This is a genomic window from Marinomonas epiphytica (genome assembly GCF_054780655.1).
Genome location: NZ_BAAGVX010000030.1, coordinates 1 through 25,819, shown reverse-complemented (window position 1 = coordinate 25,819; position 25,819 = coordinate 1). Strand labels below are relative to the sequence as shown.

Annotated in this window: 19 protein-coding genes and 1 other RNA gene; 14 read left to right on the top strand and 6 right to left on the bottom strand. The window is 43.9% G+C overall.

The features are described 5' to 3' along the window. Entirely contained in the window at positions 1-1,359 is a 1,359-nt protein-coding gene (locus ACYVGZ_RS08970) for a sodium-dependent transporter (protein ID WP_460754207.1), read from the bottom strand. A gap of 180 nt (positions 1,360-1,539) precedes the next feature. On the opposite strand from ACYVGZ_RS08970, the gene smpB reads away from it, so the two are divergent. The 8 genes from smpB (at position 1,540) to ACYVGZ_RS08930 (ending at position 8,838) form a co-directional block, all read left to right on the top strand. Continuing rightward, a complete protein-coding gene (smpB, locus tag ACYVGZ_RS08965) occupies positions 1,540-2,019 on the top strand; it encodes an SsrA-binding protein SmpB (protein ID WP_460754204.1) in 480 nt (159 codons plus the stop codon). Between the two features lie 54 nt (positions 2,020-2,073). After that, positions 2,074-2,436: a transfer-messenger RNA gene (ssrA, locus tag ACYVGZ_RS08960) on the top strand. A gap of 583 nt (positions 2,437-3,019) precedes the next feature. Beyond that, the gene (locus ACYVGZ_RS08955; RefSeq protein WP_460754201.1) at positions 3,020-5,818 is read left to right on the top strand and encodes a monovalent cation/H+ antiporter subunit A; all 2,799 of its coding nucleotides are present in this window, start codon (positions 3,020-3,022) and stop codon (positions 5,816-5,818) included. Further along, positions 5,818-6,183, top strand: a complete 366-nt coding sequence (locus ACYVGZ_RS08950) for a Na+/H+ antiporter subunit C (RefSeq protein WP_460754199.1) — start codon at positions 5,818-5,820, stop codon at positions 6,181-6,183. Before ACYVGZ_RS08955 ends, ACYVGZ_RS08950 begins: the two co-directional genes overlap by 1 nt. Continuing rightward, the gene (locus ACYVGZ_RS08945) at positions 6,184-7,695 is read left to right on the top strand and encodes a monovalent cation/H+ antiporter subunit D (protein WP_460754196.1); all 1,512 of its coding nucleotides are present in this window, start codon (positions 6,184-6,186) and stop codon (positions 7,693-7,695) included. Further along, positions 7,692-8,177, top strand: a complete 486-nt coding sequence (locus ACYVGZ_RS08940; RefSeq protein WP_460754193.1) for a Na+/H+ antiporter subunit E — start codon at positions 7,692-7,694, stop codon at positions 8,175-8,177. Before ACYVGZ_RS08945 ends, ACYVGZ_RS08940 begins: the two co-directional genes overlap by 4 nt. After that, positions 8,171-8,440, top strand: a complete 270-nt coding sequence (locus ACYVGZ_RS08935) for a K+/H+ antiporter subunit F (RefSeq protein WP_460754190.1) — start codon at positions 8,171-8,173, stop codon at positions 8,438-8,440. The genes ACYVGZ_RS08940 and ACYVGZ_RS08935 overlap by 7 nt, the downstream gene beginning before the upstream one ends. An 8-nt stretch (positions 8,441-8,448) precedes the next feature. Continuing rightward, entirely contained in the window at positions 8,449-8,838 is a 390-nt protein-coding gene (locus tag ACYVGZ_RS08930; protein WP_460754187.1) for a Na+/H+ antiporter subunit G, read from the top strand. 12 nt (positions 8,839-8,850) lie between these two features. On the opposite strand, the gene amt is transcribed toward ACYVGZ_RS08930, so the two are convergent. After that, a complete protein-coding gene (gene amt, locus ACYVGZ_RS08925) occupies positions 8,851-11,109 on the bottom strand; it encodes an ammonium transporter (RefSeq protein WP_460754185.1) in 2,259 nt (752 codons plus the stop codon). 283 nt (positions 11,110-11,392) lie between these two features. On the opposite strand from amt, the gene ACYVGZ_RS08920 reads away from it, so the two are divergent. Further along, the gene (locus ACYVGZ_RS08920) at positions 11,393-11,701 is read left to right on the top strand and encodes a hypothetical protein (RefSeq protein ID WP_460754182.1); all 309 of its coding nucleotides are present in this window, start codon (positions 11,393-11,395) and stop codon (positions 11,699-11,701) included. Here the strand turns inward: ACYVGZ_RS08920 and ppx are convergent. Then, positions 11,698-13,215 (bottom strand): exopolyphosphatase, encoded by a 1,518-nt coding sequence (ppx, locus tag ACYVGZ_RS08915; protein WP_460754179.1) that lies wholly within the window; start codon positions 13,213-13,215, stop codon positions 11,698-11,700. The genes ACYVGZ_RS08920 and ppx overlap by 4 nt on opposite strands. A gap of 491 nt (positions 13,216-13,706) precedes the next feature. On the opposite strand from ppx, the gene rho reads away from it, so the two are divergent. Continuing rightward, a complete protein-coding gene (gene rho, locus ACYVGZ_RS08910; RefSeq protein WP_460754361.1) occupies positions 13,707-14,972 on the top strand; it encodes a transcription termination factor Rho in 1,266 nt (421 codons plus the stop codon). Between the two features lie 120 nt (positions 14,973-15,092). Next, positions 15,093-15,806 carry an NAD(P)H-flavin reductase gene (locus ACYVGZ_RS08905; RefSeq protein WP_460754176.1) on the top strand — a complete coding sequence of 238 codons (714 nt, stop codon included), beginning with the start codon at positions 15,093-15,095 and terminating at the stop codon, positions 15,804-15,806. Between the two features lie 61 nt (positions 15,807-15,867). On the opposite strand, the gene ACYVGZ_RS08900 is transcribed toward ACYVGZ_RS08905, so the two are convergent. The 3 genes from ACYVGZ_RS08900 to hslO all read right to left on the bottom strand — a co-directional run bounded on the left by ACYVGZ_RS08900 (position 15,868) and on the right by hslO (position 19,028). Then, the gene (locus tag ACYVGZ_RS08900; RefSeq protein ID WP_460754174.1) at positions 15,868-16,143 is read right to left on the bottom strand and encodes a YfcL family protein; all 276 of its coding nucleotides are present in this window, start codon (positions 16,141-16,143) and stop codon (positions 15,868-15,870) included. 82 nt (positions 16,144-16,225) lie between these two features. Next, positions 16,226-17,704, bottom strand: coding sequence for a malate dehydrogenase (quinone) (gene mqo / locus ACYVGZ_RS08895; RefSeq protein WP_460754171.1), 1,479 nt, complete (start codon positions 17,702-17,704; stop codon positions 16,226-16,228). Positions 17,705-18,152: 448 nt separating this feature from the next. Next, positions 18,153-19,028, bottom strand: a complete 876-nt coding sequence (gene hslO / locus ACYVGZ_RS08890; protein ID WP_460754167.1) for an Hsp33 family molecular chaperone HslO — start codon at positions 19,026-19,028, stop codon at positions 18,153-18,155. 231 nt (positions 19,029-19,259) lie between these two features. On the opposite strand from hslO, the gene ACYVGZ_RS08885 reads away from it, so the two are divergent. The 3 genes from ACYVGZ_RS08885 to ppk1 all read left to right on the top strand — a co-directional run bounded on the left by ACYVGZ_RS08885 (position 19,260) and on the right by ppk1 (position 24,629). Next, a complete protein-coding gene (locus ACYVGZ_RS08885; RefSeq protein ID WP_460754164.1) occupies positions 19,260-21,176 on the top strand; it encodes an ABC-F family ATP-binding cassette domain-containing protein in 1,917 nt (638 codons plus the stop codon). Between the two features lie 84 nt (positions 21,177-21,260). Then, a complete protein-coding gene (gene hemB, locus ACYVGZ_RS08880; RefSeq protein WP_460754161.1) occupies positions 21,261-22,250 on the top strand; it encodes a porphobilinogen synthase in 990 nt (329 codons plus the stop codon). A 117-nt stretch (positions 22,251-22,367) separates the two neighbouring features. Continuing rightward, positions 22,368-24,629 carry a polyphosphate kinase 1 gene (ppk1, locus tag ACYVGZ_RS08875; RefSeq protein WP_460754158.1) on the top strand — a complete coding sequence of 754 codons (2,262 nt, stop codon included), beginning with the start codon at positions 22,368-22,370 and terminating at the stop codon, positions 24,627-24,629. Positions 24,630-25,819: the final 1,190 nt, after the last annotated feature.

Here is a 25,819-nt window from a genome sequence, read left to right as displayed (position 1 = left end):
TCACGCTCCTATCCAACCCGCTAAGGTAATAACAACCATGGCGGGAATACTGATGTATTTCAAAACTCGGTGCCACCAGACAAAATGATGTTTCTGCTGGGCTATCATTTCTTTCTGCAGCATATCTCTAGGTAAAGCCCAAGCAACCAAACAAGACAATAAAATAGCCACAACAGGCAACAGAACGATTGAGGTTAGTTTGTCTAATAAGCCAAAGGCGTTTAGACCAAACATGATGTCACCGTCCCACTTATTGAATGATAACAAAACCGCCACACCTATAAACCAGACAGCCCCTCCCATAAGAAAAGCCGCTTGCAAGCGCCCAATATAAATTTTTTCGTGCAACCAAGCGACAAACAGTTCCAGCATAGAAATCGCCGAGGTTAAGGCGGCAATACCCAATAAAGAGAAAAAGGCTAATCCTATGAACTGACCACCTGGCAAGCTTCCTAGAATAATAGGCAGTGATATAAAGGTAAGGCTAGGGCCAGACTCAACATCGATTTGAAATGCAAATACCAAAGGGAAAATAAGCAAGCCGGCTAAAACCGCTACCACCAAATCGATCAAAACCACTATGCCACAAGCTCGCGCAATGGACATGCTTTTGCTCATATAAGCGCCATATGCAAACATAGCCCCCATACCCACGCTCAAACTGAAAAGCGCATGCCCCACCGCAGAAAGCACCACACCGAATGTGACATCTTCCCAAGACCAATCAAACAAAAAAGCTAACGCTTGCGAAGCCGCGCCAGTAGTCAGGGAATAGGCTGTTAACGCTAACAAAACAAACAACAACAATGGCAGCAATATTCGCACTAACCTAGATAAGCCACGCGTGACAGATTGCCCTACTGTCAATACCACAAGAAACATAAAAACGGAGTGCCAGAACAACATTTCACTGGGTTTAGCGAGTAAATCTTGGAACATGACAACAGCATCTGCATGGTTTAAACCGACAAAATCTCCGACAATCGCCCGTTCAAGGTAACCAAGAGACCAACCTGAAATCACACTATAAAAGGTTAAAATCAGAAAACCTGTGATACCAGCAAGCCAAGGCACCGCCACCCAGTATTTATGCAAATATTGACGCTCGCTTAGGTCATTAACAGTATCAATCGGGTTAGAGCGGACAGTGCGCCCTAAAGCCACTTCTGCGATCAGCACAGGTAACCCCACCAGCAACAAACACAAACAATAAATGAGCAAAAACGCTCCACCGCCATTTTCACCAACTAGATAAGGAAACTTCCAAATATTGCCCAACCCCACAGCCGAGCCACTGGCTGCAAAAATAAACACCCATGGGCTTGACCAAATACCTTGTAAACATCGACTTTCAGGCATAAATTACGGCTCTAGAATAAAAGTAGAGCGTGCAAGGGCCAAAACTTAAGTGGACAACCACCCTTTTACCCACACGCAAAAGCTTAATATAGTTAAATAAAACTGAATTTTCTTACATTAAGGCGCATACCTCAAGAAAAGCATAGGTTTTTGCGCGTATCGACCGTATAATTTCTGACTATGAGTAAAGCAAAGAAAAAATCCAACAACAGTGGCACCATTGCGCTAAATAAACGCGCCAAACACGACTATTTTGTTGACCAAAAATTCGAAGCTGGTGTTGCCCTTGCAGGCTGGGAAGTAAAAAGCCTAAGAGAGGGTAAAGCCCAACTAGTCGACTCATTCGTGATTATTCACCAGAATGAGGCTTGGCTTGTAGGCGCGCGCATCACGCCACTTTTAAGTGCCTCAACCCACGTGGTTTGTGAACCACTTAGGCAACGTAAATTATTGCTTAACCGCAAGGAGCTAGATCGCATTGTTCAAATTACTGAACAAAAAGGGAAAACCTGTGCGGCCATGGCTTTGTACTGGAAAGGCAATAAAATCAAATGTGAAATCGCCTTGGTAACGGGTAAGAAAGACCACGATAAACGTGACTCGGCCAAAGCAAGAGATTGGGCAAGAGATAAAGAACGCCTAATGAAACACAGTGTTTAAAGTCGGTTATCTCTAGCGAAACACAATTGTTTCCGTTAGAATGGCCGCAACTTCGGGGATGACTTGGTTTCGACGACGGTTACAAAACCTGAGGTGCATGTCGAGAGTGATACGTGATCTCGTAAATCCACTCGTATCAATTTAATAGTCGCAAACGACGAAAACTACGCTTTAGCAGCCTAAACACCTGCTAGTGTGCTGCCCTCCGGTTGCTTGTAGCCAGAGATTCCGCAGTATCATAAATTACAAGATGCTAACCGATGCCCCGCCTAGGGATAAGGTTCTAAGATCAAGTAGGCTCGCCATTAACACCCTGTCCTTCGGGCGGTTCGTGGTCAAAAAATAGAAGTGACTAAACATGTAGAGCCGATGGCAGAGGACTGGCGGACGGGGGTTCGAATCCCCCCATCTCCACCAATCAAGCGCTTGATTTAAAAGAAGTTTTAAGTCAGAGCATTGCAGACACGACGCACAACTGACTGCAATAATATTAAAACCGTAAGTAGTCCCTACTTGCGGTTTTTTTATCCTTTAACAGTAATGAATGACTTACCCTCTCAAGCCAACTCACGTGTTTCGTAGCTTTTTGTAGTTTTGGCTCCTTTTCTGAGATTCCCTTCTATACTCAATGAAGGTTCCGATAAATTCAGAAGCTATCGGCACTGTTCCCGCTTTCTGTGTTGTATCCAAAAGCGTTAATCGCAGTCGTTTTGTTGTAAGAGCTTAAGGCCTTAACAAAGCATGGTTGGTTTTCTTTTCATCATTGTTTTCATGGGGGCCTAAGCTAACTCCCTACCCTTTGCCAACGGTATGTTATTGTGCCGTTGGCTTTTTTTATGCATATTTTTTGAAAAAGCTAGTCGAGGCCGTGGGGATTTTGGTAATGTTTAGTCTATGTAAAGATACTGGGCAAGCGCCTAGTTTTTTTTGACTAATAGGATGACGTACTTGTGTATCACTATATGAAAGTGTTTGTTTTTTGTCATAAGGAGTTCGTCTTTTGAATTCTCTTATCTGGATTCCTCTGTTGCCTTTACTTGGGGTGTTCGTCCCTTTGATGACTGCCCACTTTAGTCGAACTGCTTGTGCTTTTATGACCGCGGCTTTTCCCGCCTTAGCACTTGCCATGGTACTGTCTCATGCAGGCGCTATTTTTCAAGGCAGTTTATTTCAGGCTTCTATCCCCTGGATTCCTTCCATAGGGTTAGAACTGGCCTTCCGGTTAGATGGTTTGGCACTACTGTTCGCCATCCTCATTTTAGGCATTGGCTTATTAGTCATTCTTTATGCTCGTTATTATTTGTCTGCCCAAGACTCCATCGGTAAATTCTACGCCTATTTAATTTTATTTATGTTCGCCATGCTGGGTGTGGTGTTGTCTGACAACCTGATTCAATTATGGTTTTTCTGGGAGCTAACCAGTATTAGCTCTTTCTTATTGATCAGTTTTTGGGGGCATAAAACTGAAGCTCGAAAAGGGGCCAGAATGGCTCTTACTATTACAGGAGCAGGTGGCCTGGCATTACTAGCAGGTTTATTAGTATTGGGAGAAACCGTAGGCAGTTACAGCCTTCAAGTGGTGCTTTACAGTGGCGATTTAATTCGAGCCAGTGCGAGCTACCCTGTTATTGTGGTGTTGGTACTACTTGGGGCTTTTACTAAATCTGCACAATTCCCATTCCATTTCTGGCTACCTAATGCCATGGCAGCCCCTACTCCAGTAAGTGCTTACTTACACTCAGCCACAATGGTTAAGGCCGGCATATTTTTAATGGCGCGTTTTTATCCTGCCCTTGCTACAACCGACCTTTGGTTCCTTATTGTCAGTTTGACCGGCTTAGCTACTTTCTTAGTTGGAGCTTATATTGCTTTGTTCCAACATGATCTAAAAGGTTTATTGGCTAACTCCACGATTAGCCATCTTGGCTTGATCACCCTATTGCTAGGCATGGGGACAGACCTTGCAGCCGTTGCGGCCATCTTTCATATTATCAATCATGCTATTTTTAAAGCCTCTTTATTCATGGCGGCTGGCATAATTGACCATGAGTCAGGCTCTCGTGACATGCGCCAACTCAATGGCTTGTGGAAATACATGCCTTTTACTGCCACCTTAGCAATGGTGGCCTCAGCCTCTATGGCTGGCGTCCCCTTAATGAACGGCTTTTTATCGAAAGAGATGTTCTTTACCGAAACTCTACATCAAGCCTCATTAGGCTCTTTATCTTGGTTTATTCCTGTATTAGCCACGTTAGGTGGTATTTTGGCCGTTGCTTACTCGACACGCTTTATTCACGATGTGTTCTTTAATGGAGAGCCCATTAACTTACCCAAAACACCCCATGAACCCCCACGCTATATGCGAGTACCAGTAGAAATATTAGTGGCACTTTGTTTGATTGTGGGTATTTTTCCGAGTTTAGTGGTCGGAGACCTACTACAAGCCGCCGCTAGCGCCACTTTGAATGGCATTGTTCCTGAATATAGTCTAGCCATTTGGCACGGTTTTAATTTGCCGCTCTTAATGAGTGTGATTGCTCTTATTGGTGGTCTGGTGGTATACCACAGCCGCTCTCATTTATTTAAGTTTCAGTCTCAGTTCCCTGGTCAAGACCCTAAATTAGTCTTTGAAGGGGTGGTTCAGAACCTTGCCCATCAAGCAGGTCGTTTCATTAGTTTTACTGAAAATGGCTCTTTACAGCGCTATGTTTTCTTTACTTTAGTGCTCGCTTTAATTATGACATCTGCAAGTTTAATGAACCTAAATACAACGGCGGGTCATAGAACAGAAATCCCTCTTGATTGGGTGTCAATAACCGGCGCCGTGTTGCTGAGTTTATCCGCTCTGGCTACCGTTATTTGGCACCGCAGACGTTTAATTTCGCTACTAACCTTGTCTGTAGTTGGCTTAATTGTTTCATTGGCGTTTGCTAAGTTCTCTGCACCTGATTTGGCCTTAACGCAATTATCCGTAGAGGTAGTGACAGTTGTATTGCTGATGCTGGCGCTCTTCTTCCTTCCTCAGAAAACACCAAAAGAGTCATCGCCTCGTCGTGTGGTTCGAGACCTAGGTATTGCCTCTGTTGCAGGGGGTGTCATTGGTACTATTTGTTACGCCTTAATGACCCGGCCGCTGGATACCATTTCTACCTTCTTTACTGCCAACAGTAAAACAGGGGGAGGCGGAACCAATATTGTTAACGTGATTCTAGTGGACTTTAGGGGCTTTGATACACTAGGTGAAATAACAGTATTGGGTATTGCTGCACTTGGTATTTATAAACTGATTGCTCGTATGCGTTTATTCATGCCATCCAGCGACAACAATGGACGCCCTTGGTCTGAAGATAGACACCCTATTTTGCTGGCCGTGATCTCCCAGAGCTTATTACCTCTAGCACTATTGGTTTCTGCTTATATTTTCTTACGTGGTCACAACATGCCTGGCGGTGGTTTTATCGCCGGCCTTATTACTTCTGTTGCCATTATCCAACAGTATGTTGCACACGGTGTCGAATGGATAAAAAGCCGTATAAAATTAGATTATCAAATCATGATCGGGCTTGGTGTTGGTATCTCGACACTAAGTGGTTTAGGAAGCTGGCTATTCGGTCAAGCTTTCCTCAAAACTTGGTTCGATTACTTCTATCTACCCGCTATAGGTAAGTTTGAACTTGCAAGCGCTATGGTCTTTGATCTAGGCGTTTATTTAACCGTTGTAGGAGCCACCATGTTAATTCTTGCCAATTTAGGCCAGCTCACAACCTCAGAGAGACTGACACAAGAGGAGCAAGAGTAATGGAAGGTATGTACGCTTTTTGTGTGGGTATTTTAACTGCCTGCGGAGTCTTTTTAGTGCTACGCGGACGCAGTTTCCCTGTTGTTGTTGGGCTCACGTTATTGTCTTACGCGGTGAACTTATTCCTATTTGCCAGTGGCCGTTTGAAGCTAAATGCGGCGGCTGTCTTAGGTCAGTCAGATACTTACAGTGACCCTCTACCACAAGCGCTTGTTCTCACCGCCATTGTAATTGGCTTTGCTATGACGGCGTTTGTGGTTATCTTGGCCATGCGAGCACGAGCGGATTTAGGCAATGACCATGTAGATGGTGTGTTGCCAAAGCCATCTGAAGAACGTCAATCTAAATCTGGAGGTCAGCGCTAAATGCAACATCTTGCTATTCTCCCGATTTTAATTCCTTTATGCCTCGGGGCTTTATTACTGTTACCCCCATTATCGCGTCAGATAAATACGCAGCGGGTTGCGTCTGTTGTAGGTAGCTTGTTACTACTGTTAGCAACAATCTATCTATTTTTGAAAGTCAAAAATCAAGGCGTTATTGTTTACGCTCTAGGTGGTTGGCAACCACCTTTTGGTATTGCCTTAGTTGCTGACCCTTTATCCATTATCATGGTGTTGATAACGTCAGTTTTAGCCTTTGCGGTGTGTTTATATGCAGTTGCAGGCAGTGATAAAGGTGGAGCCTATTTCCATCCATTATTTATGTTTCAACTCATGGGGATTAATGGCGCTTTTCTAACTGGAGACATTTTCAACCTATTTGTTTTCTTTGAAATCTTACTGATTGCCTCATACGCCTTGCTGATACACGCGGGCGGTAAGCAAAAAACTCAAGCTGCCCTGCATTATGTGATATTGAATCTCGTCGGTTCCAGCTTATTCTTATTTGGATTAGGGATTCTATACGGCACGTTAGGCACCCTAAACATGGCGGATATGGCGTTAAAAGTAGCCAGTCTACAAGGTGGGACTGCCACACTAGCCAAAACGGGCGCTTTATTATTGCTAGTTGTTTTTGGCTTAAAAGCCGCATTATTACCTCTGCACTTTTGGCTACCTAAAACCTATGCTAGCGCCACGGCACCAGTTGCTGCTTTATTCGCCATTATGACCAAGGTAGGTATTTACAGTATCTTCCGTGTTTACGTAGTGATTTTTGGTGATCACGCTGGTGAACTTGCCAATATTGCAACGCCTTGGTTGTGGCCTCTAGCACTTGCCACTATTGTAATAGGGACAGTCGGTATTTTAGCAAGCCCTGGACTCAAAACGTTGAGCGCCAATTTGGTGATCACTTCCAGCGGAACTTTATTAGTTTGTGCTGCCATTGACTCGGTAGAAGCCACAGGGGCTGCTTTGTATTACTTGGTGCATAGCACCCTTGCTTCTGCTGGATTATTTTTACTCGCTGATGTGATTAGCAGACAAAGAGGCAAGGCAGAAGATCGTTTCGTACGCTCACGCTTGCTACAGCAACCCAAGCTAATTGGGTTTGCTTTTGCTTTCACTGCTTTGGCCCTAGTAGGTATGCCACCACTTTCTGGTTTTGTTGGTAAGGTAATGATTTTACAAGCTACGCAGTCGATTGCTGAAACGCTCTGGATTTGGCCAGTCTTACTATTAAGCAGTCTAGCGGCTTTAGTGGCCTTCTCGCGCGCTGGCACTACACTGTTCTGGCGCCATAGTGGATCATCTATCGATGAGCCTCAACAAGCTCAACCGGCTGAGATCTTCGCCATTGCCTTCTTGCTTCTAGCCGCACCTACGCTGGTTATCTTTGGTGGTGATATCACCGAATTTACCCTACAGGCAGCTAACTATTTGCACGACGTAGAACAGTCTGCGGTTGGACTATTGCCAGGAGAAACACCATGAAGCTTTTTCCTATGCCCTTCCACAGTCTAATGTTGTTTTGTGTTTGGCTGTTACTCAACAATTCAATTAGTCCTGGACACATTGTGTTAGCTGTGTTTTTTGCCATCACAATCCCGCTGTTAATTGCCAGCATGCACGAGAACCACCCAAGAATTAAAAAACCTTGGTTGGCTATTCGATATGTTTTTATGGTGATAAAAGACATCATTACGGCCAACTTTGAGGTTGCCATGTTGATCATTGGCCCGGTAAGTGAACTTAGACCTGGCTTTGTTGCTGTCCCTATTAACCTGAACTCAGATTTGGGTATTACCGTTTTAGCCAGCACCGTCTCTTTAACACCAGGTACGGTGAGCGTTGAAGTTTCCAAAGATAAAGCTTACCTCTATATTCATAGCTTACATCTTGAAGACGAGACAGCCTTGATTGAACAAATAAAAAGCCGTTACGAAGCCCCCGTTAAGGAGATTTTTCAATGTTAGAGAGCACTATCTCCATTGTTGCTGTGTGTATCTGCGCAGCTTTAGTTCTTAATCTATGGCGTTTATTGAAAGGACCTACGGCAACCGATCGCATACTGGCGTTAGATACCATGTACATTAACGCCATTGCCTTGATCTTGTTGTATGGCATGCTGGTTGAAACTGCCATCTATTTTGAAGCCGCATTATTAATAGCCATGCTAGGGTTTGTAAGTACCGCAGCAATATGTAAGTACTTACTTCGCGGCGATATTATTGAATAGGATAACTTATGCCTTTTTATCTTGAAGTGATTGTTTGTGCCCTAATGCTAATTGGCGGCGGTTTCCTACTCTTAGGCTCCTATGGTCTAGTGCGATTACCAGACATTTATACGCGTCTGCACAGCCCAACAAAGGCTTCTACGCTGGGGATTACAGGTGTGTTGCTAGCCTCTATGATCTTGCAAAGCTATTGGCAAGAAATCTTCTCTATTAAAGAGTTTTTGATCACTCTATTCTTGCTTATTACCGCACCGGTGGCGGCCAACATGGTAGCAAAAGCGGCTCTTCACCATCGTGTGGCTCCCCATAAAAAGACTCAAAATGTGGAGCTTATGGATACCATTCGCGAACGAGAGAACCTCGCAGAACAACAATCTCGAAGCAACGAAAACAGCTAAGAAGATAACACTCTAACGGCTAAAGAGCTGGGCGTTATCTCTGCCTTGCTCTTTTGCCTGATACATAGCCATATCCGCCTGTTGTATAAAGCGATCTGCGTCGCTGTGCTCACCTTCTAACGATAAGCTGATCCCAATACTTGTTGGTACGTCGACACTCTTACCCAACAGAGAGAAGGGTTGACGCATGGCTGCTAGTATTCTCTCTGCTTGCTCAAGCACCTTCTCTTGAACAACATTCTCGCAAACCAATATAACAAACTCGTCTCCACCCCAGCGTGCGATCACATCAGATTCACCGCATACCTTTCGCAAGCGCAGAGCAACTTCGCAGAGTAACTCATCTCCAGCTTTGTGGCCCAATGTATCATTGATATTTTTAAACTTATCTAAGTCTAAAAACAACAAAGCCAATGCACTGTGCTGCTTATGGTCTGAGCTTAAAATCGACTCTAATCGCTCCATGAAATAGGCCCGATTAAACAGTTCGGTAAGCGGGTCCCGATACGCAAGAAAACGCATTTTTTCTTGTAGTTTTAGACGCTGAGAAACATCTCTTATATGCAGTGTGAATTCACTATCTTGGCTTTTTGTTGAGTTAGCACGTGTTATTGCAATCTCGGCGGGAAAGGCGTGATTGGGAGAACGCTGTAAAGGAAAGGCATTGCGTCTGTTTAAAATCAACCCCGAAGACGATAAGAAACCACTTTCAAGGCTCTCTCGAATTTCAGCTCTATGTTGCTCTTGTACGAAACCATCAATAAAACTTTTACCTTTCACCTGTTTTTTCAAACAACCAAACGTACGCTCAGCCGCAGGATTAAATTCTGTGATCAACCCTTTCTGGTTAATGCTGATTATGCAATCCATTGCGGAGTTTAATATTGCAGACTTTCGCATTTCACTTTCTTTGAACTGGGTTAGCGCGTCGTCTCTATGGTTAATTTCAGACTGAACTCTATTAATCACTTGATTATAACGATGAGCTATTTGCCCAACTTCAGTGAAAGGTTCCTCTGGAACGGGTTTTGAGAAGTCACCCTGTTTTTGCTGATATTGCATAGACACTAATAAATCTAAGACCTCAGTCGTTGCCCTGTGTTCTGAAACATTTAGCCCCTGCTCTTCTTGCTCTCTACTCACTCTCAGGGGCAAAATGGTATTGAGTAACCGTATTCCCACATAAGAAACTGCGAAGCAATAAATACCAATCACTAAAATACCGAAAGCTTGGATCGAAAATTGCTGCCAAGCACCGACATTCTCACCAAGTACTGATAGGTCTCCAAATAAAGCAACGGACAAGGTCCCCCATATTCCCGCAAATAGATGCGCAGGAATAATTTCTAAAGCATCATCTAAGCGCAGCGTTTCCATTAACAGAGCACCATAAAAAACAATGATGCCAGCCACTACACCAATAACCACTGAGTCGACGGGCGTAACCAGATGGCAACAAGCAGTGATTGCCACCAACCCAGCAATCGTGCCATTTAACACACTGCTTACATCAATATAACGGTCGTGGTAGTAGTTAAGTGCAGCGGCACCAATTCCTCCCCATGCAGCGGCAACGAAAGTGTTCAAAAGAATAATAGGCACTTGCTCATTGAGCTCTAAGGTACTCCCTCCATTAAAGCCGATCCAGCCGAACCAAATAAGCAATACACCTAAGGCAGATAAAGGCAGGTTGTTTCCGGGCGGAAGACGGATACCCTGCTCAAAGCGGCCAAGACGAGGTCCAATGATGATGATTGCCGCAAGTGCAACCCAGCCACCCACAGAGTGCACCATAGTCGCTCCAGCAAAATCAACAAAGCCCATTGCTTGAAGCCAACCACTGGCATTATTTGAATAAGCGCCAGCCCACGCCCAATGACCAACAACAGGGTAAATAACGGCACTTAATAATACCGCAATACAAAGATAACCAATGAAAGACATGCGTTCTGCTACCGCACCTGACATTAGCGTAGCTGCTGTACCACAAAACATCATTTGAAAAACAAAAAAACTGATTTGCTCAGGCGAATGCGCTGAACCGAAGAAGAAGTCACTGCTACCAAACCAGCCAGAAACCGACTCTCCAAACATAATGCCAAAGCCGAACAGCCAGAAAATACTCGTTGAAACAATAAAGTCTGAAATATTTTTGGCCGCAACATTGATACTATTTTTACTGCGTATTCGACCACTTTCCAAACATAAAAAACCTGCCTGCATCACAAATACTAACGCAGCAGAAATCAGCATCCAAAACCAATCAAACATACTCGTCCCAATAATGCACAAATTCAGAGCGACCAATTGCACCAAGAAGACCCTAAATCTCCCTTCTTTTTCATTTTTTGGTGCAACCGCTATGACTTTTGCACCTTATAAAACACATTCAAATGCTAGGCCAACTATCTGTATTCAGACATAACAAGAAGGAATAAGTGTTATACAAATCGTTTTTTTGAAAAATAAGATAAACACGGAAAGCAAAAAAATATCATTGTGTTTTTTACAAAACTGAACAATAATTAAACAACTGATGGAGTAGGAGTTTGTTGTGGCTATTTCTTCAATTTCAAACAACAATTGGCAGAGCATGTTGTCTTCTCAAGGAACGACAGCGGACTTCAATTCGCCGCAGCAAAATCAATCATCACCTCAAGATACAGTACAACTTTCAGAGTACGCACGCTCATTAATGCAGGAAGCGCAAAGCCAGCAAGGCTCCACTCAAGACAAAAGCCAAGATGAAAAAACGAATGAATCGGTTCAGGTCTCTTCTAGTATTGGTAGAAGCTCTCGTATTACAGGATTAAGTCGTGCCGAAGTCACCGACCTATACAGATCCATTGAAAACATGACTTAGCTGAAAGTCAGATTGTAACCACTGTTTGCTAACACTTCGGCTTCACTTTGTAAGTTTGCGACTGTTAATGGTCTTCCATCCAGCCATTCTTCTAAAAACTCTATGTGTAGATCTTTACCCGATGCTTTCAAAGAGAAAATCGCCATATCACCTTCTTTCCTATCATGATGCAGAATAATAGCTAATCGCAATAAAATAGATAAACGATCTAAATCTTGCTGGTCTCTTTTAGAAAAACGGTAATCTAGTGATTGAGTGAACTTGCGTCTGTGTCTTAATACTAGGTTTGCTAGGGCTTGTTGTTCTTGTTGAGAGAAACCTGGCAAATCAGACTCGCTGATAATATAAGCACCATGTTTATGGTAACGGCTATGGGATATTCCCAAGCCCACCTCGTGCATTAAGCCCGCCCAGCGCAACAGGTCTTCGCTAGAGATTGAATCAAGTCGCCACGCTTCGCGAACTTGCTCTAATGCTGAAAGAGCCGTACTGGTAACCATTTTTGCCTGTTCTACATCGATATGGTACTGATTTAAAATATAATTAACGGTGCGTTCACGAATATCAGTATCAGCGTACCGCCCCATAATATCGAATAGAACACCTTCTCTCAGCGCTCCGACAGAAAAATCCATCTGCTTAATGTCAAAACATTCAAACACAGCAATAAGAATTGCCACACCTGCCGCAAAGGTAATTTTTCGCTCTGGCTTTAGCCCAGGTAAATCTAGCTTATCGACATGACCTGCATTTAACAGCATCTTTTGTATTTGTTTCAGCGATTTGAGGGTTATCCCCTTTTTACTCCAACCGTTTTCTTTAATGATGTTGTAAGCTGCTTTAATTGTGCCCGAAGAGCCTATTGCCACATCCCAACTTTCATCTAAATAGTCATCTTGAATACTTAGCAGCTCCAAACGCGCGGCGGTAATGGCTTTTTGGAAGCGCGACTTTGTGATTTCTCCATCATCAAAAAAACGCTTTTTGTAGCTAACGCACCCCATATGTAAGCTTTCTGTTAGCATGGGCTCAAGCTGTTGGCCAATGATGAACTCTGTACTACCACCACCTATATCAACAACTAAACGTTTTGACTCACCATGATCCATGGTTCTTGCCACTCCCATATAGATCAAGCGTGCTTCTTCTCGCCCCGCTATGATTTCTATCGGGTGTTCCATGATGTCCATTACTTTGCCAATAAAGTCATACTTGTTCTTGGCAACGCGCAAGGCATTTGTCCCTACAACACGCACAGAGCCAATTGGCATTTCTTCAATAACTTGAGCGAATTGCGCTAAACAATCTAGCCCTCTTTTTTGTGAGGCATCGTCTAAGTAACCATCTACTAAGCCTGCAGCCAACTGCACTTTTTCACCAAACTCAGAAGTAATACGAACTTGACCATGAGTAACTTGCGCAACCACCATATGAAAACTGTTCGAACCCAAATCGATAGCGGCAATTTTTTCAAAAGGAAAATCATGTGACTGTTGCAGAAAGAGGGATTCCATTAGCTAAGCCTTTTGTTTAAAACTGAATGCGGCTAGGATAGCTCAGATAGTTCACCATTGCTATTTTCGCCTTTTTATCATACAAATATATTCTATTGCGTAAGATTAAGCTTGATTCCTTCTTCTTTTCAAAGAGAAAATGCAGAATTTTAGAGTGAAAAAAGTGGAATTGATCAAAAAACTGCCAAAAAAAACACTTTTTAGGAGTTTTGGCTATAGACCTAGGGGTTAACTCCATCTATAGTAACTGTGTTCTAGAGGCTAAATGATGTCAGCATCATTAGTCGTAGACCCCAATCAAGTAAGTTCACGCTGTATCATCTGACCTATTTTGAGTAACTCAAAACAAGCAAGATACACTACTTGTGATTTGAACTTTATAGCTAATCAAATGCTAAATACTTCCAAACACTAATTAGCGTTTTAACTAAACTACAACAACACTAATTTCGTCAATTGCCCTCACTATGAGCCATCAAAAAAATCCTTTTATGAACCTAACAGAATTAAAACAGAAATCAGTACATGAGCTATTGGATATCGCCGCAGAAATCGGCATTGATAATATGGCTCGTTCCCGTAAACAAGATGTAATCTTCTCGATTTTGAAGCGCCACGCTAAAAGCGGTGAAGATATATACGGCGACGGTATTTTGGAGATCCTCCAAGACGGTTTTGGTTTCCTACGTTCTCCTGATAGCTCTTACCTAGCTGGCCCAGACGATATTTATGTCTCTCCTAGCCAAATTCGCCGCTTTAACCTTCGTACGGGCGATACCATTGCAGGGAAAATTCGCCCACCGAAAGACGGTGAACGCTACTTTGCTCTTCTAAAAGTTAATGAGATTAACTTTGATAAGCCTGAAAGTGTTCGCAACAAGATACTATTTGAAAACTTAACGCCATTGTTTGCTGATGAACGTTTGATCATGGAAGCTGGTAATGGTTCAACGGAAGACGTTACATCACGTATCATTGACCTTGTTGCGCCAATGGGTAAAGGTCAACGCGCTTTGGTGGTTTCACCGCCAAAAGCTGGTAAAACCTTCATGCTCCAAAACATCGCAAATGCCATTACCCGTAACAATCCAGAGTGTCACCTCATTGTTCTTCTCATTGACGAACGCCCTGAGGAAGTAACAGAGATGTCTCGAACTGTTCGCGGTGAAGTAGTTGCATCAACCTTCGACGAGCCACCAGCGCGCCACGTTCAAGTTGCTGAAATGGTAATTGAAAAGGCTAAGCGCCTAGTAGAACACAAACGTGATGTGGTTGTATTACTTGACTCTATTACACGTCTCGCACGTGCCTACAATACGGTTATCCCTTCCTCTGGTAAAGTATTAACCGGTGGTGTCGACGCCAATGCTCTAGAGCGCCCTAAACGTTTCTTTGGTGCTGCTCGTAATATCGAAGAAGGTGGCAGTTTAACCATTATAGCAACCGCTCTTGTTGATACAGGTTCAAAAATGGACGAGGTCATCTTCGAAGAGTTTAAAGGTACAGGTAACTCTGAGCTTCACCTTGACCGTAAGATTGCTGAAAAGCGTACTTTCCCTGCTATCAATATTCGTCGCTCAGGCACTCGTCGTGAAGATTTACTAACGTCAGAAGATGAATTACAACGAATGTGGATTCTACGTAAACTGCTTAACCCAATGGAAGATGTTGCTGCAACGGAATTTTTGATTGACCGTTTACGAGTAACGAAAACCAATGATGAGTTCTTCGAATCTATGAAGGGCAAGAATAAATAGCTCAACATTATGAGCAAATAAAGCCACTTTTATTAAGTGGCTTTTTTTTACTGTATGACTAAGCCATAGCGTTAAAGTATTGAAATTACTAACGCTATGCCTTCAATTGGAGTAGTTTTTGTGAAAGATGTAATTGCGAACGTAAATTCGGTCGAACTTATCAACCAAAATGTCTACAAGGTCTCTTTACACCTTGAAGCAACGAGTTTTATTGCGGGACAATATTTATTGGTGCCCTTATTAACGGGGGAGCAAGTTCCCTATTCCATTGGCTGTGCTCCCCATGAGTTGCCAACCTTAACTCTATATATTCAAGTATCTGAAGAAACTTCCTTGGCACATAAAGTTGTCGAGCACTTTCAGAATAACTCCGAAGTCTCTCTCAACATACCTGGTGGAGATTGCCATCTAGAGAATGGTGTTCTCGGTCAAGCGCCTAAACATCTCTTATTAATCGGTGGCGGCACTGGTTTCTCGCAAATAAAAAGCCTACATGACACCTTAGTTAAGCAAGGCTACCAAGGCAAAGTGTCTGTATATTGGGGACTGCGCACTTATCAGGATATCTTTGAAGAAAGCTGGATAGAAGAAGCGCAGCGCAACCCGGACATAGATGTCAACATAGTAATTAATGAAGCTCACTCTGAGTGGCAGGGGCGCACTGGCTGGTTATATGAAGCCGTCATAGCAGATCACCCAAACCTTAGCGATTACCATGCGTTTCTTTGCGGCTCAGTTGGCATGGTGTATGGAACATTAGAACAGTTAGAGCAGAAGGGACTAGAGCAGGACAAGAGCTATTCAGACGTATATGCTTATGCTCCTCGCCCATAGGAAAGCATCCTAAGGAAAGAACTTGATAACAAAGCAGAGGCCTATGCCTCTGCTTTTTTTATTATTGCTCTGTTGCTTTGCGTGTTGCTTCCCATAATGCCAGGATATTTTTTTGATCCTGGTCTGCAACATTTTCAGCCACTAATGCCTCTTGTAGCGCCTCGTAAAACCCACCATCAAAAGCTTCTTGGCCTTCGCCTTCAACACCACTATGCAAACCTAGCAGCCCTAGTAAATATGCGCAGTAAAATAATTGATCTCCATCTTGAGCTTGGTGCTCAAGCTCCCTCAGTGCATCACTTAATTGGTCTGCACGCTCTGCAAAGGTTACGTTCATATTGTTCTCGATTATCAAATTAGTTATTCAGATACACAAAAGCTGGGCTTAGCCCAGCTTTTAATAGATCAACTTAAACCTATTATGGGTTTAGTTTTAGTGTGGAGAGGGTACGCTCACGAATTGATAATAACAAGTCTGTATTATCAACAAGAGACTCACCATAAGAAGGCACCATGGCTTTTAATTTTGCTTGCCACTCTTCACTTGCTACTTTCTCTGGGAAGCTACGCTCAAGAATGCCCAGCATGGTATTCACGGTAGTAGACGCTCCTGGCGAGGCTCCTAGTAGAGCAGCCAGTGATCCATCTTTGGTCACAATAGCTTCAGTGCCGAACTCAAGCTTTCCACCCGATTTTTCGTCTTTCTTGATGATCTGTACACGTTGACCAGCATAAGCCAGGGTCCAGTCTTCATCTTTTGCCGCTGGGAAGAAGTTGCGCAAAGAATCGCAACGATCTTTATGGGATTGGCGGACTTCGCTGATCAAGTAGCGAGTCAAATCCATGTTGTTTTTTCCAACACTCAACATAGGTTTGAGGTTATCGAGCTGAATACTTTTTGGCAGATCCAAAAACGAGCCTTTTTTCAAGAACTTGGTTGTAAAGCCAGCAAAAGGACCAAACAGAATCGCTTTTTTGCCATCAATAATACGAGTATCTAAGTGTGGCACTGACATTGGTGGCGCTCCTATTGGTGCAGCACCATAAACTTTCGCAAAATGCTGTTTCACCAACTCGGGCTTTTCGCAAACCAACCACTGACCACTCACAGGGAAGCCACCATAGCCTTTGCTTTCTTCAACACCCGATTTTTGTAACAGTGGCAAAGCTCCGCCACCCGCGCCTAAGAAAATAAATTTAGCATTAATAGTTTGCGACTGGCCATTTTGGTCAACAACCACATCCCAACTACCATCTTGCTGTTGAGTAAGCTTTTCAACCTCACTGTTGAGGCTCAATTCAAAGCCTTCAGACTGCATTAGGTGCTGCCCCATATGGCGGGCAATAGCACCAAAATTCACATCACTACCGTGTTCAATACGAGTCGCTGCTAATGGTTCACTGGCATCTCGCTGTGACATAATTAATGGCATCCATTCCGCCATTTTTTCACGGTTTTCAGTGTATTGCATTTCTTTAAAAGCAGGGTGAGCACTCATGGCTTCGTAGCGTGCCTTTAGAGCATTAACATTGTCTTCACCCCAAACAAAGCTTTGGTGAGGAACACGATTAATGAACTCTTCAGGAGTAGGCAATTTGCCCTGCTCTACTAGGTAGGACCAGAACTGCAAGCTCACTTCGAAAGCAGCATTAATATTAACGGCTTTATCAATATTAATGCTGCCATCAGAATTTTTGGATGTGTAGTTTAATTCACAGTATGCGGCGTGGCCTGTACCTGCATTGTTCCAGCCATCCGTACTTTCTTTCGCGATGCTATCTAAGCGTTCAACCATTTTTATGGTCATGGAAGGCTCAAGTTGTTTCAATAACATCCCTAGGGTTGTGCTCATAGCACCACCCCCGACTAATAAAACGTCTACAGAGTTTGAGGTCATATGATTTCGCCGTGTTATAGCTAATTATGAATTTGAAAATAACAGGTAAAAGGCTTTTGGCCAGACATTGCTCAAAAGAAAAGAGGCGCTTGCTGAATATTACCCATTACTTTCCTCTGATCGTTTTCCAACACTAAATCGAAGGAAAAAACGAACAACCTGCTTTGGATTTTGAGTAGGTCAGGTCGATTATACGTATTTTCAAATGAATGTCTTGACCGAGTGTGTGAAGAAATACGTAAGATTCAAAACAGGAGCTATCAAAATGCTCAAAACAGTCCAAAAACTATCGTATTATATTGATTTTAAAAGATTTAATATCAGTTTTACTATATAGATGAGAAATCATCTAATTGGAAATAGTGGGCATAAATATAGATTATTTAATACGTTAGTCTTATGAACAACAGGCATTTCTATCATTCATAAGACCTAGTATCAAAAAGCCTTAATGAGTTTCTGCTTGGTCGCCCAACAAACCACTAAAGTCTTGTTCAGAAAATTCGTACTTTTCAGCACAAAATTGGCAATCCACCATAATTTTGCCTTGTTCAATCAGCAGTTCCCGAATTTCTTCCGCGCCGATTGATAGAATGGCATCAAAGGTACGTTGCTTGGAGCAAGAGCAACCAAACTGCATGACTTTTTTGTCGTAAAGACGTAGCTCTTCTTCATGATACAGACGGTGCAATAATACCTCTGTCTCAACGCCTACTAGCTCTTCATCTTTGACGGTATCAGCAAGATGAACAAATCGTTCCCAGGCGTCTTCGTCATTCTCTTTAGCTTGCTCTTCAGGTAGACGCTGCAAAAATAAGCCGCCGCATTGTGAGCCGTTAGCCGATAACCAAATGCGACTTGGAAGTTGCTCTGACTGATAAAAGTATTGCTCAAGACATTCCGCCAAGGAATCTCCTACCAACTCTACAATTCCTTGATAAGTCTGGCCATTGCGAGGAGCAATGGTAATGACTAAGTAACCACCTTGAAGCGCCTCTTTAAGAGAAATTTGCTCTGGTAGTTGAGCATCTTCTTGCCACTGAACAATGCCCCTCAGGTTTTGTTTTTCATCACATTCCGTCATTAAGGTAGACAAAAAGCCATTACCCTTTGCTTGCAAAGATAAGGTGCCATCTATTTTTACAATGTCACGCAAAAGCGCAATTGCCGCGACAAACTCCCCTAAAAGCTTCTCAAGCACCAAAGGGTATTCTTTACGACGAATAATCTCTTGATAAGCGCTTGTTAAAAGCACTCTTTCACCACGCACATTTGTGTGGTCAAAAGAGAAACGTTGAATTTCATTGACCGTTAAATTATTCAAAAATACTCACCTAGTGCAGTCTGCACTGCACATCAAAAAAGTTAATACCATATATTGTTCCATTTTACCTTTGAGGCAAGCATTCATCTACGTTAAAGCAAGGATAAACTTGGAATATTCTTAGCAGCGCTATTTCGTTTAAGTGTTAGGCACTCTAAAATGCCAAATAGCCTAAACAAATATTAATTTGCACCTCCTCCGTGAGACCCCATTAAGAGACAACCAAGTAATATGATCCAATTCACAGAAGTAAGTTTGCAGCGTGGCACACAATTTTTACTAGAAAGTGCAGACATGACCATTTTTGAAGGACAAAAAGTGGGGCTAATAGGAGCCAACGGTGCAGGTAAATCATCGTTATTTGCTCTAGTTAGAGGTGAGCTACACGCTGATACTGGAGAAATCATTTTACCCGGCCAACGTCGCATTGCCTTTATGGCTCAAGAAGTTACTGAGACCCAGCGTAGTGCTTTAGATTATTGTTTAGATGGTGATGAACAGTTACGCCATATCGAGAGCCAAATCCGCCAAGCACAAAACAAACAAGATGATCATGCCCATGCAACATGGCTTGGTGAGTATGAAGCTGCACAGGGCTACACGGCAAAATCGCGAGGAGAAACGCTTCTACAAGGCCTAGGCTTTAAAATGTCGGACATGGACAGACCCGTAGCAGACTTTTCTGGTGGTTGGCGTATACGACTCAACCTCGCCAAAGCACTAATGTGTCCTTCCGATGTATTACTCCTCGACGAGCCTACGAACCACTTAGACCTAGATGCCGTCATGTGGCTAGAAAATTGGCTGCGCCAATACCCTGGCACCTTGTTGCTGATCTCCCATGACCGTGATTTTTTAGACGGCACCTGTAGCCATATTGTCCATCTCTATCAGAAACAGTTAACTCTTTATAAGGGTAACTACTCAGACTATGAAAGGCAGCGCGCAGAACACCTTGCTCAGCAACAAGTAAATTATGAAAAACAACAAGCGAAGCGCGCTCACTTACAACAATATGTCGACCGTTTTCGCTATAAAGCCGATAAAGCCAAGCAAGCTCAAAGCCGTCTACGCATGCTCGAAAAAATGGAAGTAATTGGACCTGCTCACATTGATTCACAGTTTGAGTTTAGCATTCCATTTGCAGACAAAACATCTCAGCAACTTATAGACCTTGCCCAAGCAGACTTAGGTTACCTTTTAGAAAACGGACAACAACAGGTTCAATTAGGTGAAACTAATTTCACCATCAGAGATGGACAAAGAATAGGACTACTTGGTCCTAATGGGGCGGGTAAATCCACACTGATCAAATCGCTGGTCGGTGAAATACCGCCTTTATCAGGAGCAAGAGTCTGTGGTGAAAATTTAAAAGTGGGGTATTTCTCCCAGCATCAACTGAGTGCGTTAGATCTTGATGCATCACCTTTACTTCATATACAACGTTTAACGCCTACTATCCTAGAAAATGAAATTCGCCGTTACCTAGGTGGGTTTGGCTTTATAGGAGACGATGCCTTACGGCCTGTTAAAGGATTCTCAGGCGGAGAGAAAGCTCGCCTTGCCTTGTCCTTAATCGCCTGGACAAAGCCAAACCTATTAGTACTAGACGAACCCACCAATCACTTGGACCTAGAAATGCGTCAGGCCCTCACGGAAGCTCTACAAGCCTTCCCTGGTGCCGTGCTACTGGTTTCCCACGACCGCCATTTATTAAACAGTACTGTAGATCAATTTTTCTTGGTGGCAGATCATAAAATAGCCGAGTTTGATGGTGATTTAGCTGCTTACCATCAATGGCTACAAGCTCGACAGTCAGCCGCTAGCCAGTCAGTTGAGAGCTCAACGAACAGTATTAAGGTAGATAAAAAAGAAGAGCGTCGTAAAGCCGCAGAGCTGAGAGAGAAGCTTCGCCCTCTTCGTAAAACGATCGAGAAACATGAAAAACACACGATTGATGCACAACGCCATCTTGATCGTATTGGTGAAGAAATGGCTGATAGCAGCCTCTATGAGGACGCCAATAAAAACAAACTGCAAACACTATTAAGTGATGAAGCTAAATGGAAAAAAGTGTTAGAAGAGCATGAAGAAGCATGGTTTGAAGCTCAAGAAGCATTAGAAGAAGCTGAAAACAGTTTAAGTTGATTCATTCCCAACAAAAAGGCTTAATGACTTAAAACTGTCACATTTGAGCAGTAAATTAAAAGATAATGAAGTAGGAGTTAATGGATGGCATTTCCATATGTTCGAATGCGCAGAATGCGCAAAAATGATTTCTCTCGCCGTCTCATGAGAGAGCACCATCTCACCACCGATGATCTAATATACCCTATGTTCATTGTTGAAGGTGAGCAGGTAAAGCAACCCATTTCCTCCATGCCAAACATTCATCGCTTCTCTATCGATACCTTACTAGAAGAGGCAAAAGAATTAGTCGAGTTGGGTATACCCGCGATTGCTCTTTTCCCTTACATAGAAGCAGACAAAAAAACACTGCTTGCTGAAGAAGCCTATAACCCTGAAGGTTTAGTGCAACGCGCGGTCCGAGCGCTTAAAGCTGCTTATCCAGACCTAGGTATAATTACCGATGTAGCCCTTGACCCTTTCACTAGCCATGGACAAGACGGCATCTTGGATGACAATGGCTATGTACTAAACGATGTCACGGTAGACACTCTAGTTAAGCAAGCGCTGTCTCACGCTGAAGCCGGCGCAGACGTTGTCGCCCCATCCGATATGATGGATGGCCGTGTCGGTGAGATTCGCGCCGAGCTTGAGACACAAGGGTTTATCAATACCATGATCATGGCCTATGCGGCGAAATACGCATCGGCTTACTATGGCCCGTTTAGAGATGCCATTGGTTCAAGCAGTAATCTTGGCAAAGGTAATAAGTTCACCTATCAAATGGATCCTGCTAACTCCAACGAAGCCATCCGTGAAGTTATGCTAGACCTTGATGAAGGTGCAGATATGGTCATGGTGAAGCCCGGAATGCCTTACCTAGACATCGTTCGTCGGGTCAAACAAGAACTTGAAGTGCCAACCTTCGCTTATCAAGTCAGCGGTGAATACGCCATGCACATGGCTGCATTTGAAAATGGCTGGCTTAATAAAAACAGCGTGATGGTGGAATCACTACTCGCATTTAAGCGCGCTGGTGCAGACGGTATTCTTACCTATTTTGCAAAAGATGTAGCACGCCTGATTAGAGCTTAATAAGGAAGCGTAAACAGCTTCCCCAAACCGACTCAGGCATAGTACAGGATTTTACTCAGTCTATAGAGCTCTCTATAGGCTGGTTCATACTTTATATTATGTAAACGGAAAATAAACATGTCTGAACAGTCTGAAGTTGAAGTGGTAGCAAAAGCACCAAGCACTGAAGCCACTCCAGAAGTAATAAAAGAAATCGATTCAACCGCTGCGGCCACCGAAGCCGATGCAGAAGAAATGGTACTTGAGCCGATTCCCGAACAGCCCAAAGATGCGAGTAAATTAGCCATAGAAGAGCGCCTGCCTGAAGAAATAGACCTTTCAGATCCAGAACTCTATTTCAACCGCGAGCTCAGCCATCTTCAGTTCAACGCGCGAGTCCTTGAGCAGGCTATGGATGAAAACCATCCTATTTTAAACCGCCTCATGTTCCTGTGTATTTTCAGCTCTAACATGGATGAGTTTTTTGAAATTCGTGTCGCAGGCTTAAAAAGCCAAATAGAATACAGCCGAGAAGAAAACGGCCCAGACGGCATGCACCCTAAAGAAGTGCTTAAACTCATTAGCGAACGCACTCATAAATTGGTGCGCCGTCAGTACAAAATATTAAACGACATCATTTTCCCTAAGTTAGCGGAAGAAAACATTCGCTTTATTCGTCGTTCATTATGGACTGACAAACAAGCTGCCTGGGTGAAAAAGTACTTCAATGAAAATGTCTTGCCTGTCATTAGCCCTATTGGATTGGACCCAACTCACCCATTCCCAAGACTGGCAAACAAGACCTTTAACTTTGTTGTAGAACTAGAAGGGCGTGATGCATTTGGGCGTGAAAACGGCCTGGCGATCGTACCAGCACCAAGTTCATTACCACGACTTGTCAAATTACCAGATGACGTCTGTGAAGGCGGAGACAATATGGTCTTCTTGTCTTCCATTATTCACGCGCATGCAGACCAACTCTTCCCCGGTATGACCGTTAAAGGCTGCTATCAATTCCGCCTAACACGTAACGCCGACTTAGAAGTAGACTCTGACGATATCGGTGTCGACCTTGCAGGCGCTCTAAGAACAGAGCTTCAAAGCCGCCACTATGGTAGTTCAGTGCGCTTAGAGATTGCTGACAACTGCCCTGACAACATTGTTGACTCCCTACTAAAACAGTTTGACCTTGAGCAACAAGACCTATACAGAACTGATGGCCCTGTAAACCTCAGCCGATTAATGGCGGTATTGGACCTTGTGGATCGAAGTGACCTAATGTACTCACCTTTCTCGCCAGGTCTACCAAGAAAGCTATCAAACTCAGGAACTATTTTCGAAGCGATTAGACAACGCGACTACTTACTGATGCACCCATTTGAAAGTTTTGCGCCAGTAGTGGATTTACTTAGCGAAGCGGCTAAAGACCCGAAAGTAGTAGCTATTCGTCAAACTTTATACCGTACAGGAGCTCGCTCACCTATCGCAAATGCTTTAGTAGAAGCGGCGCGTAATGGAAAAGAAGTCACTGTAGTCATTGAGTTGAGAGCACGTTTTGACGAAGCTGAAAACCTTGCCTTAGCAAGCCGTTTACAAGACGCAGGAGCAATCGTTGTTTATGGTGTGGTACGCCATAAAACCCACGCAAAAATGATTGTGATCGTTCGTCGTGAAGGAGCAGAGTTAAAACGCTATGTTCACCTAGGGACAGGTAACTACCACGCTGGTAACGCCCGTTTATACACAGATTACAGTTTCTTAACATGCGATAAACAAATTGGTGATGACGTTCATAGAGTCTTCCAACAGTTAACCGGCATGAGCAAAGAGCTAAAAGTTAAAAAGCTCCTGCATGCGCCGTTCACTCTAAGAGACCGCTTGCTTGAAATGGTAGAACGAGAAGCTAAAAACGCTCAAAATGGCGAGCCTGCTCGTATTATCATCAAAGTTAACTCACTTACCGAACGCCGCCTAGTGCAAGCCCTTTATAAGGCCTCTCAGGCTGGAGTGAAAATCGACCTTATTGTTCGCGGCATTTGTACACTGCGCCCTGGTGTTAAAGGGGTGTCCTCAAACATCCGGGTAAGAAGTATTATCGGCCGCTTCTTAGAGCATACCCGAGTTTACTACTTCTATAATAACCGTAACCCAGAAGTCTTTTTGTCTAGTGCGGATGGCATGGAACGTAACCTTAACAACCGTGTTGAAGTTGCCTTCCCAATCCAAGACTACAAATTGGCAAGACGCGTTAAGAAAGAGCTAGAAGCGTATCTGTCAGACAACACCCAAAGCTGGATATTGCAAAACGACGGCTCTTATCAGCTCAACAAGCCGCGTAAAGATGTTTATCGAAGCGCACAGCGTCAATTGTTAAGTGAGCTAGCCAACAGCGTACGTTAGTTGTAAAAGGTGCCTCCAATAGAAGCAACCCCGCAACCTTTGTATAAGAGTATAATGGGTTGCGGTTATGCATTAACGCACCCATAGCGCATGATCGCCATTGAGTTTGGGCAATTTATAGGTCACGGTTCGCGAAGCGAATCTGACGCCGAGGACGCAGCCCTCGTGTTACACCAACGCAATTTGGTCGGATATATGGACGCTTCGCACCCACGGCGCATTACGGCCTTCGGCCTATGATCTCCATGGATTTTGGTAATTTGTAGGTCACGGTTCGCGAAGCGAATCTGACGCCGAGGGCGTAGCCCTCGTGTTACACCAACGCAATTTAGTTCATTCATGGGCGCTGCGCACTCACGGCGCATTACGGCCTTCGGCCTAACGGCGCCCTACAGCCGTGGGCGTAGTCCTCATGTTACACCAACGTAATTTGCTGGAGTCACATGGGCGCGGCGCATTACGGCCTTCGGCCTAACGGCGCCCTACGATTGGCGGCAAATGATCTCCATGGATTTTGGGCAATTTGTAGGTCACGGTTCGCGAAGCGAATCTGACGCCGAGGGCGCAGCCCTCGTGTTACACCAACGTAATTTGCTGGAGTCACATGGGCGCGGCGCATTACGGCCTTCGGCCTAACAGCGCCCTACAGCCGTGGGCGTAGTCCTCATGTTACACCAACGCAATTTGGTTCAATCATGGGTGCGGCGCATTACGATTGGGGATGCAATAAAATTTAATAGGTTGCGGTTATTCATTTACGCTGACGCGTCGAGGTACGAGACAGGCGCAAGTTAATGGATAACCACAACCGATATGTTCAATATCGGTTATATGGGCGCTTCGCACCCGCGGCGCATTACGGCCTGCGGCCTAACGGCGCCCTACAGCCGAGGGCGTAGTCCTCATGTTACACCAACGCAATTTGGTTCAATCATGGGTGCGGCGCATTACGATTGGGGATGCAATAAAATTTAATAGGTTGCGGTTATGCATTTACGCAGACGCGTCGAGGTACGAGACAGGCGCAAGTAAATGGATAACCACAATCGATATGTTCAATATCAGTTATATGGGCGCTTTGCACCCAGCGGCGCATTACGGCCTGCGGCCTAACGGCGCCCTACGAGTCGGAGCTTGGGATTGACGTTTTGGCGCTGTAAACGAAAAAACCCCACACGACGTTTGTCGTA

Bases quoted from the DNA above. Each gene is read 5' to 3' on its own strand.
- mqo (WP_460754171.1), bottom strand. From the start codon at position 17,704: ATGACCTCAAACTCTGTAGACGTTTTATTAGTCGGGGGTGGTGCTATG.
- ACYVGZ_RS08935 (WP_460754190.1), top strand. From the start codon at position 8,171: ATGTTAGAGAGCACTATCTCCATTGTTGCTGTGTGTATCTGCGCAGCT.
- amt (WP_460754185.1), bottom strand. From the start codon at position 11,109: ATGTTTGATTGGTTTTGGATGCTGATTTCTGCTGCGTTAGTATTTGTG.
- ACYVGZ_RS08900 (WP_460754174.1), bottom strand. From the start codon at position 16,143: ATGAACGTAACCTTTGCAGAGCGTGCAGACCAATTAAGTGATGCACTG.
- ACYVGZ_RS08940 (WP_460754193.1), top strand. From the start codon at position 7,692: ATGAAGCTTTTTCCTATGCCCTTCCACAGTCTAATGTTGTTTTGTGTT.
- ACYVGZ_RS08970 (WP_460754207.1), bottom strand. From the start codon at position 1,359: ATGCCTGAAAGTCGATGTTTACAAGGTATTTGGTCAAGCCCATGGGTG.
- ppk1 (WP_460754158.1), top strand. From the start codon at position 22,368: ATGTCTGAACAGTCTGAAGTTGAAGTGGTAGCAAAAGCACCAAGCACT.
- ACYVGZ_RS08885 (WP_460754164.1), top strand. From the start codon at position 19,260: ATGATCCAATTCACAGAAGTAAGTTTGCAGCGTGGCACACAATTTTTA.
- ppx (WP_460754179.1), bottom strand. From the start codon at position 13,215: ATGGAATCCCTCTTTCTGCAACAGTCACATGATTTTCCTTTTGAAAAA.
- rho (WP_460754361.1), top strand. From the start codon at position 13,707: ATGAACCTAACAGAATTAAAACAGAAATCAGTACATGAGCTATTGGAT.
- ACYVGZ_RS08930 (WP_460754187.1), top strand. From the start codon at position 8,449: ATGCCTTTTTATCTTGAAGTGATTGTTTGTGCCCTAATGCTAATTGGC.
- hemB (WP_460754161.1), top strand. From the start codon at position 21,261: ATGGCATTTCCATATGTTCGAATGCGCAGAATGCGCAAAAATGATTTC.
- smpB (WP_460754204.1), top strand. From the start codon at position 1,540: ATGAGTAAAGCAAAGAAAAAATCCAACAACAGTGGCACCATTGCGCTA.
- ACYVGZ_RS08945 (WP_460754196.1), top strand. From the start codon at position 6,184: ATGCAACATCTTGCTATTCTCCCGATTTTAATTCCTTTATGCCTCGGG.
- ACYVGZ_RS08950 (WP_460754199.1), top strand. From the start codon at position 5,818: ATGGAAGGTATGTACGCTTTTTGTGTGGGTATTTTAACTGCCTGCGGA.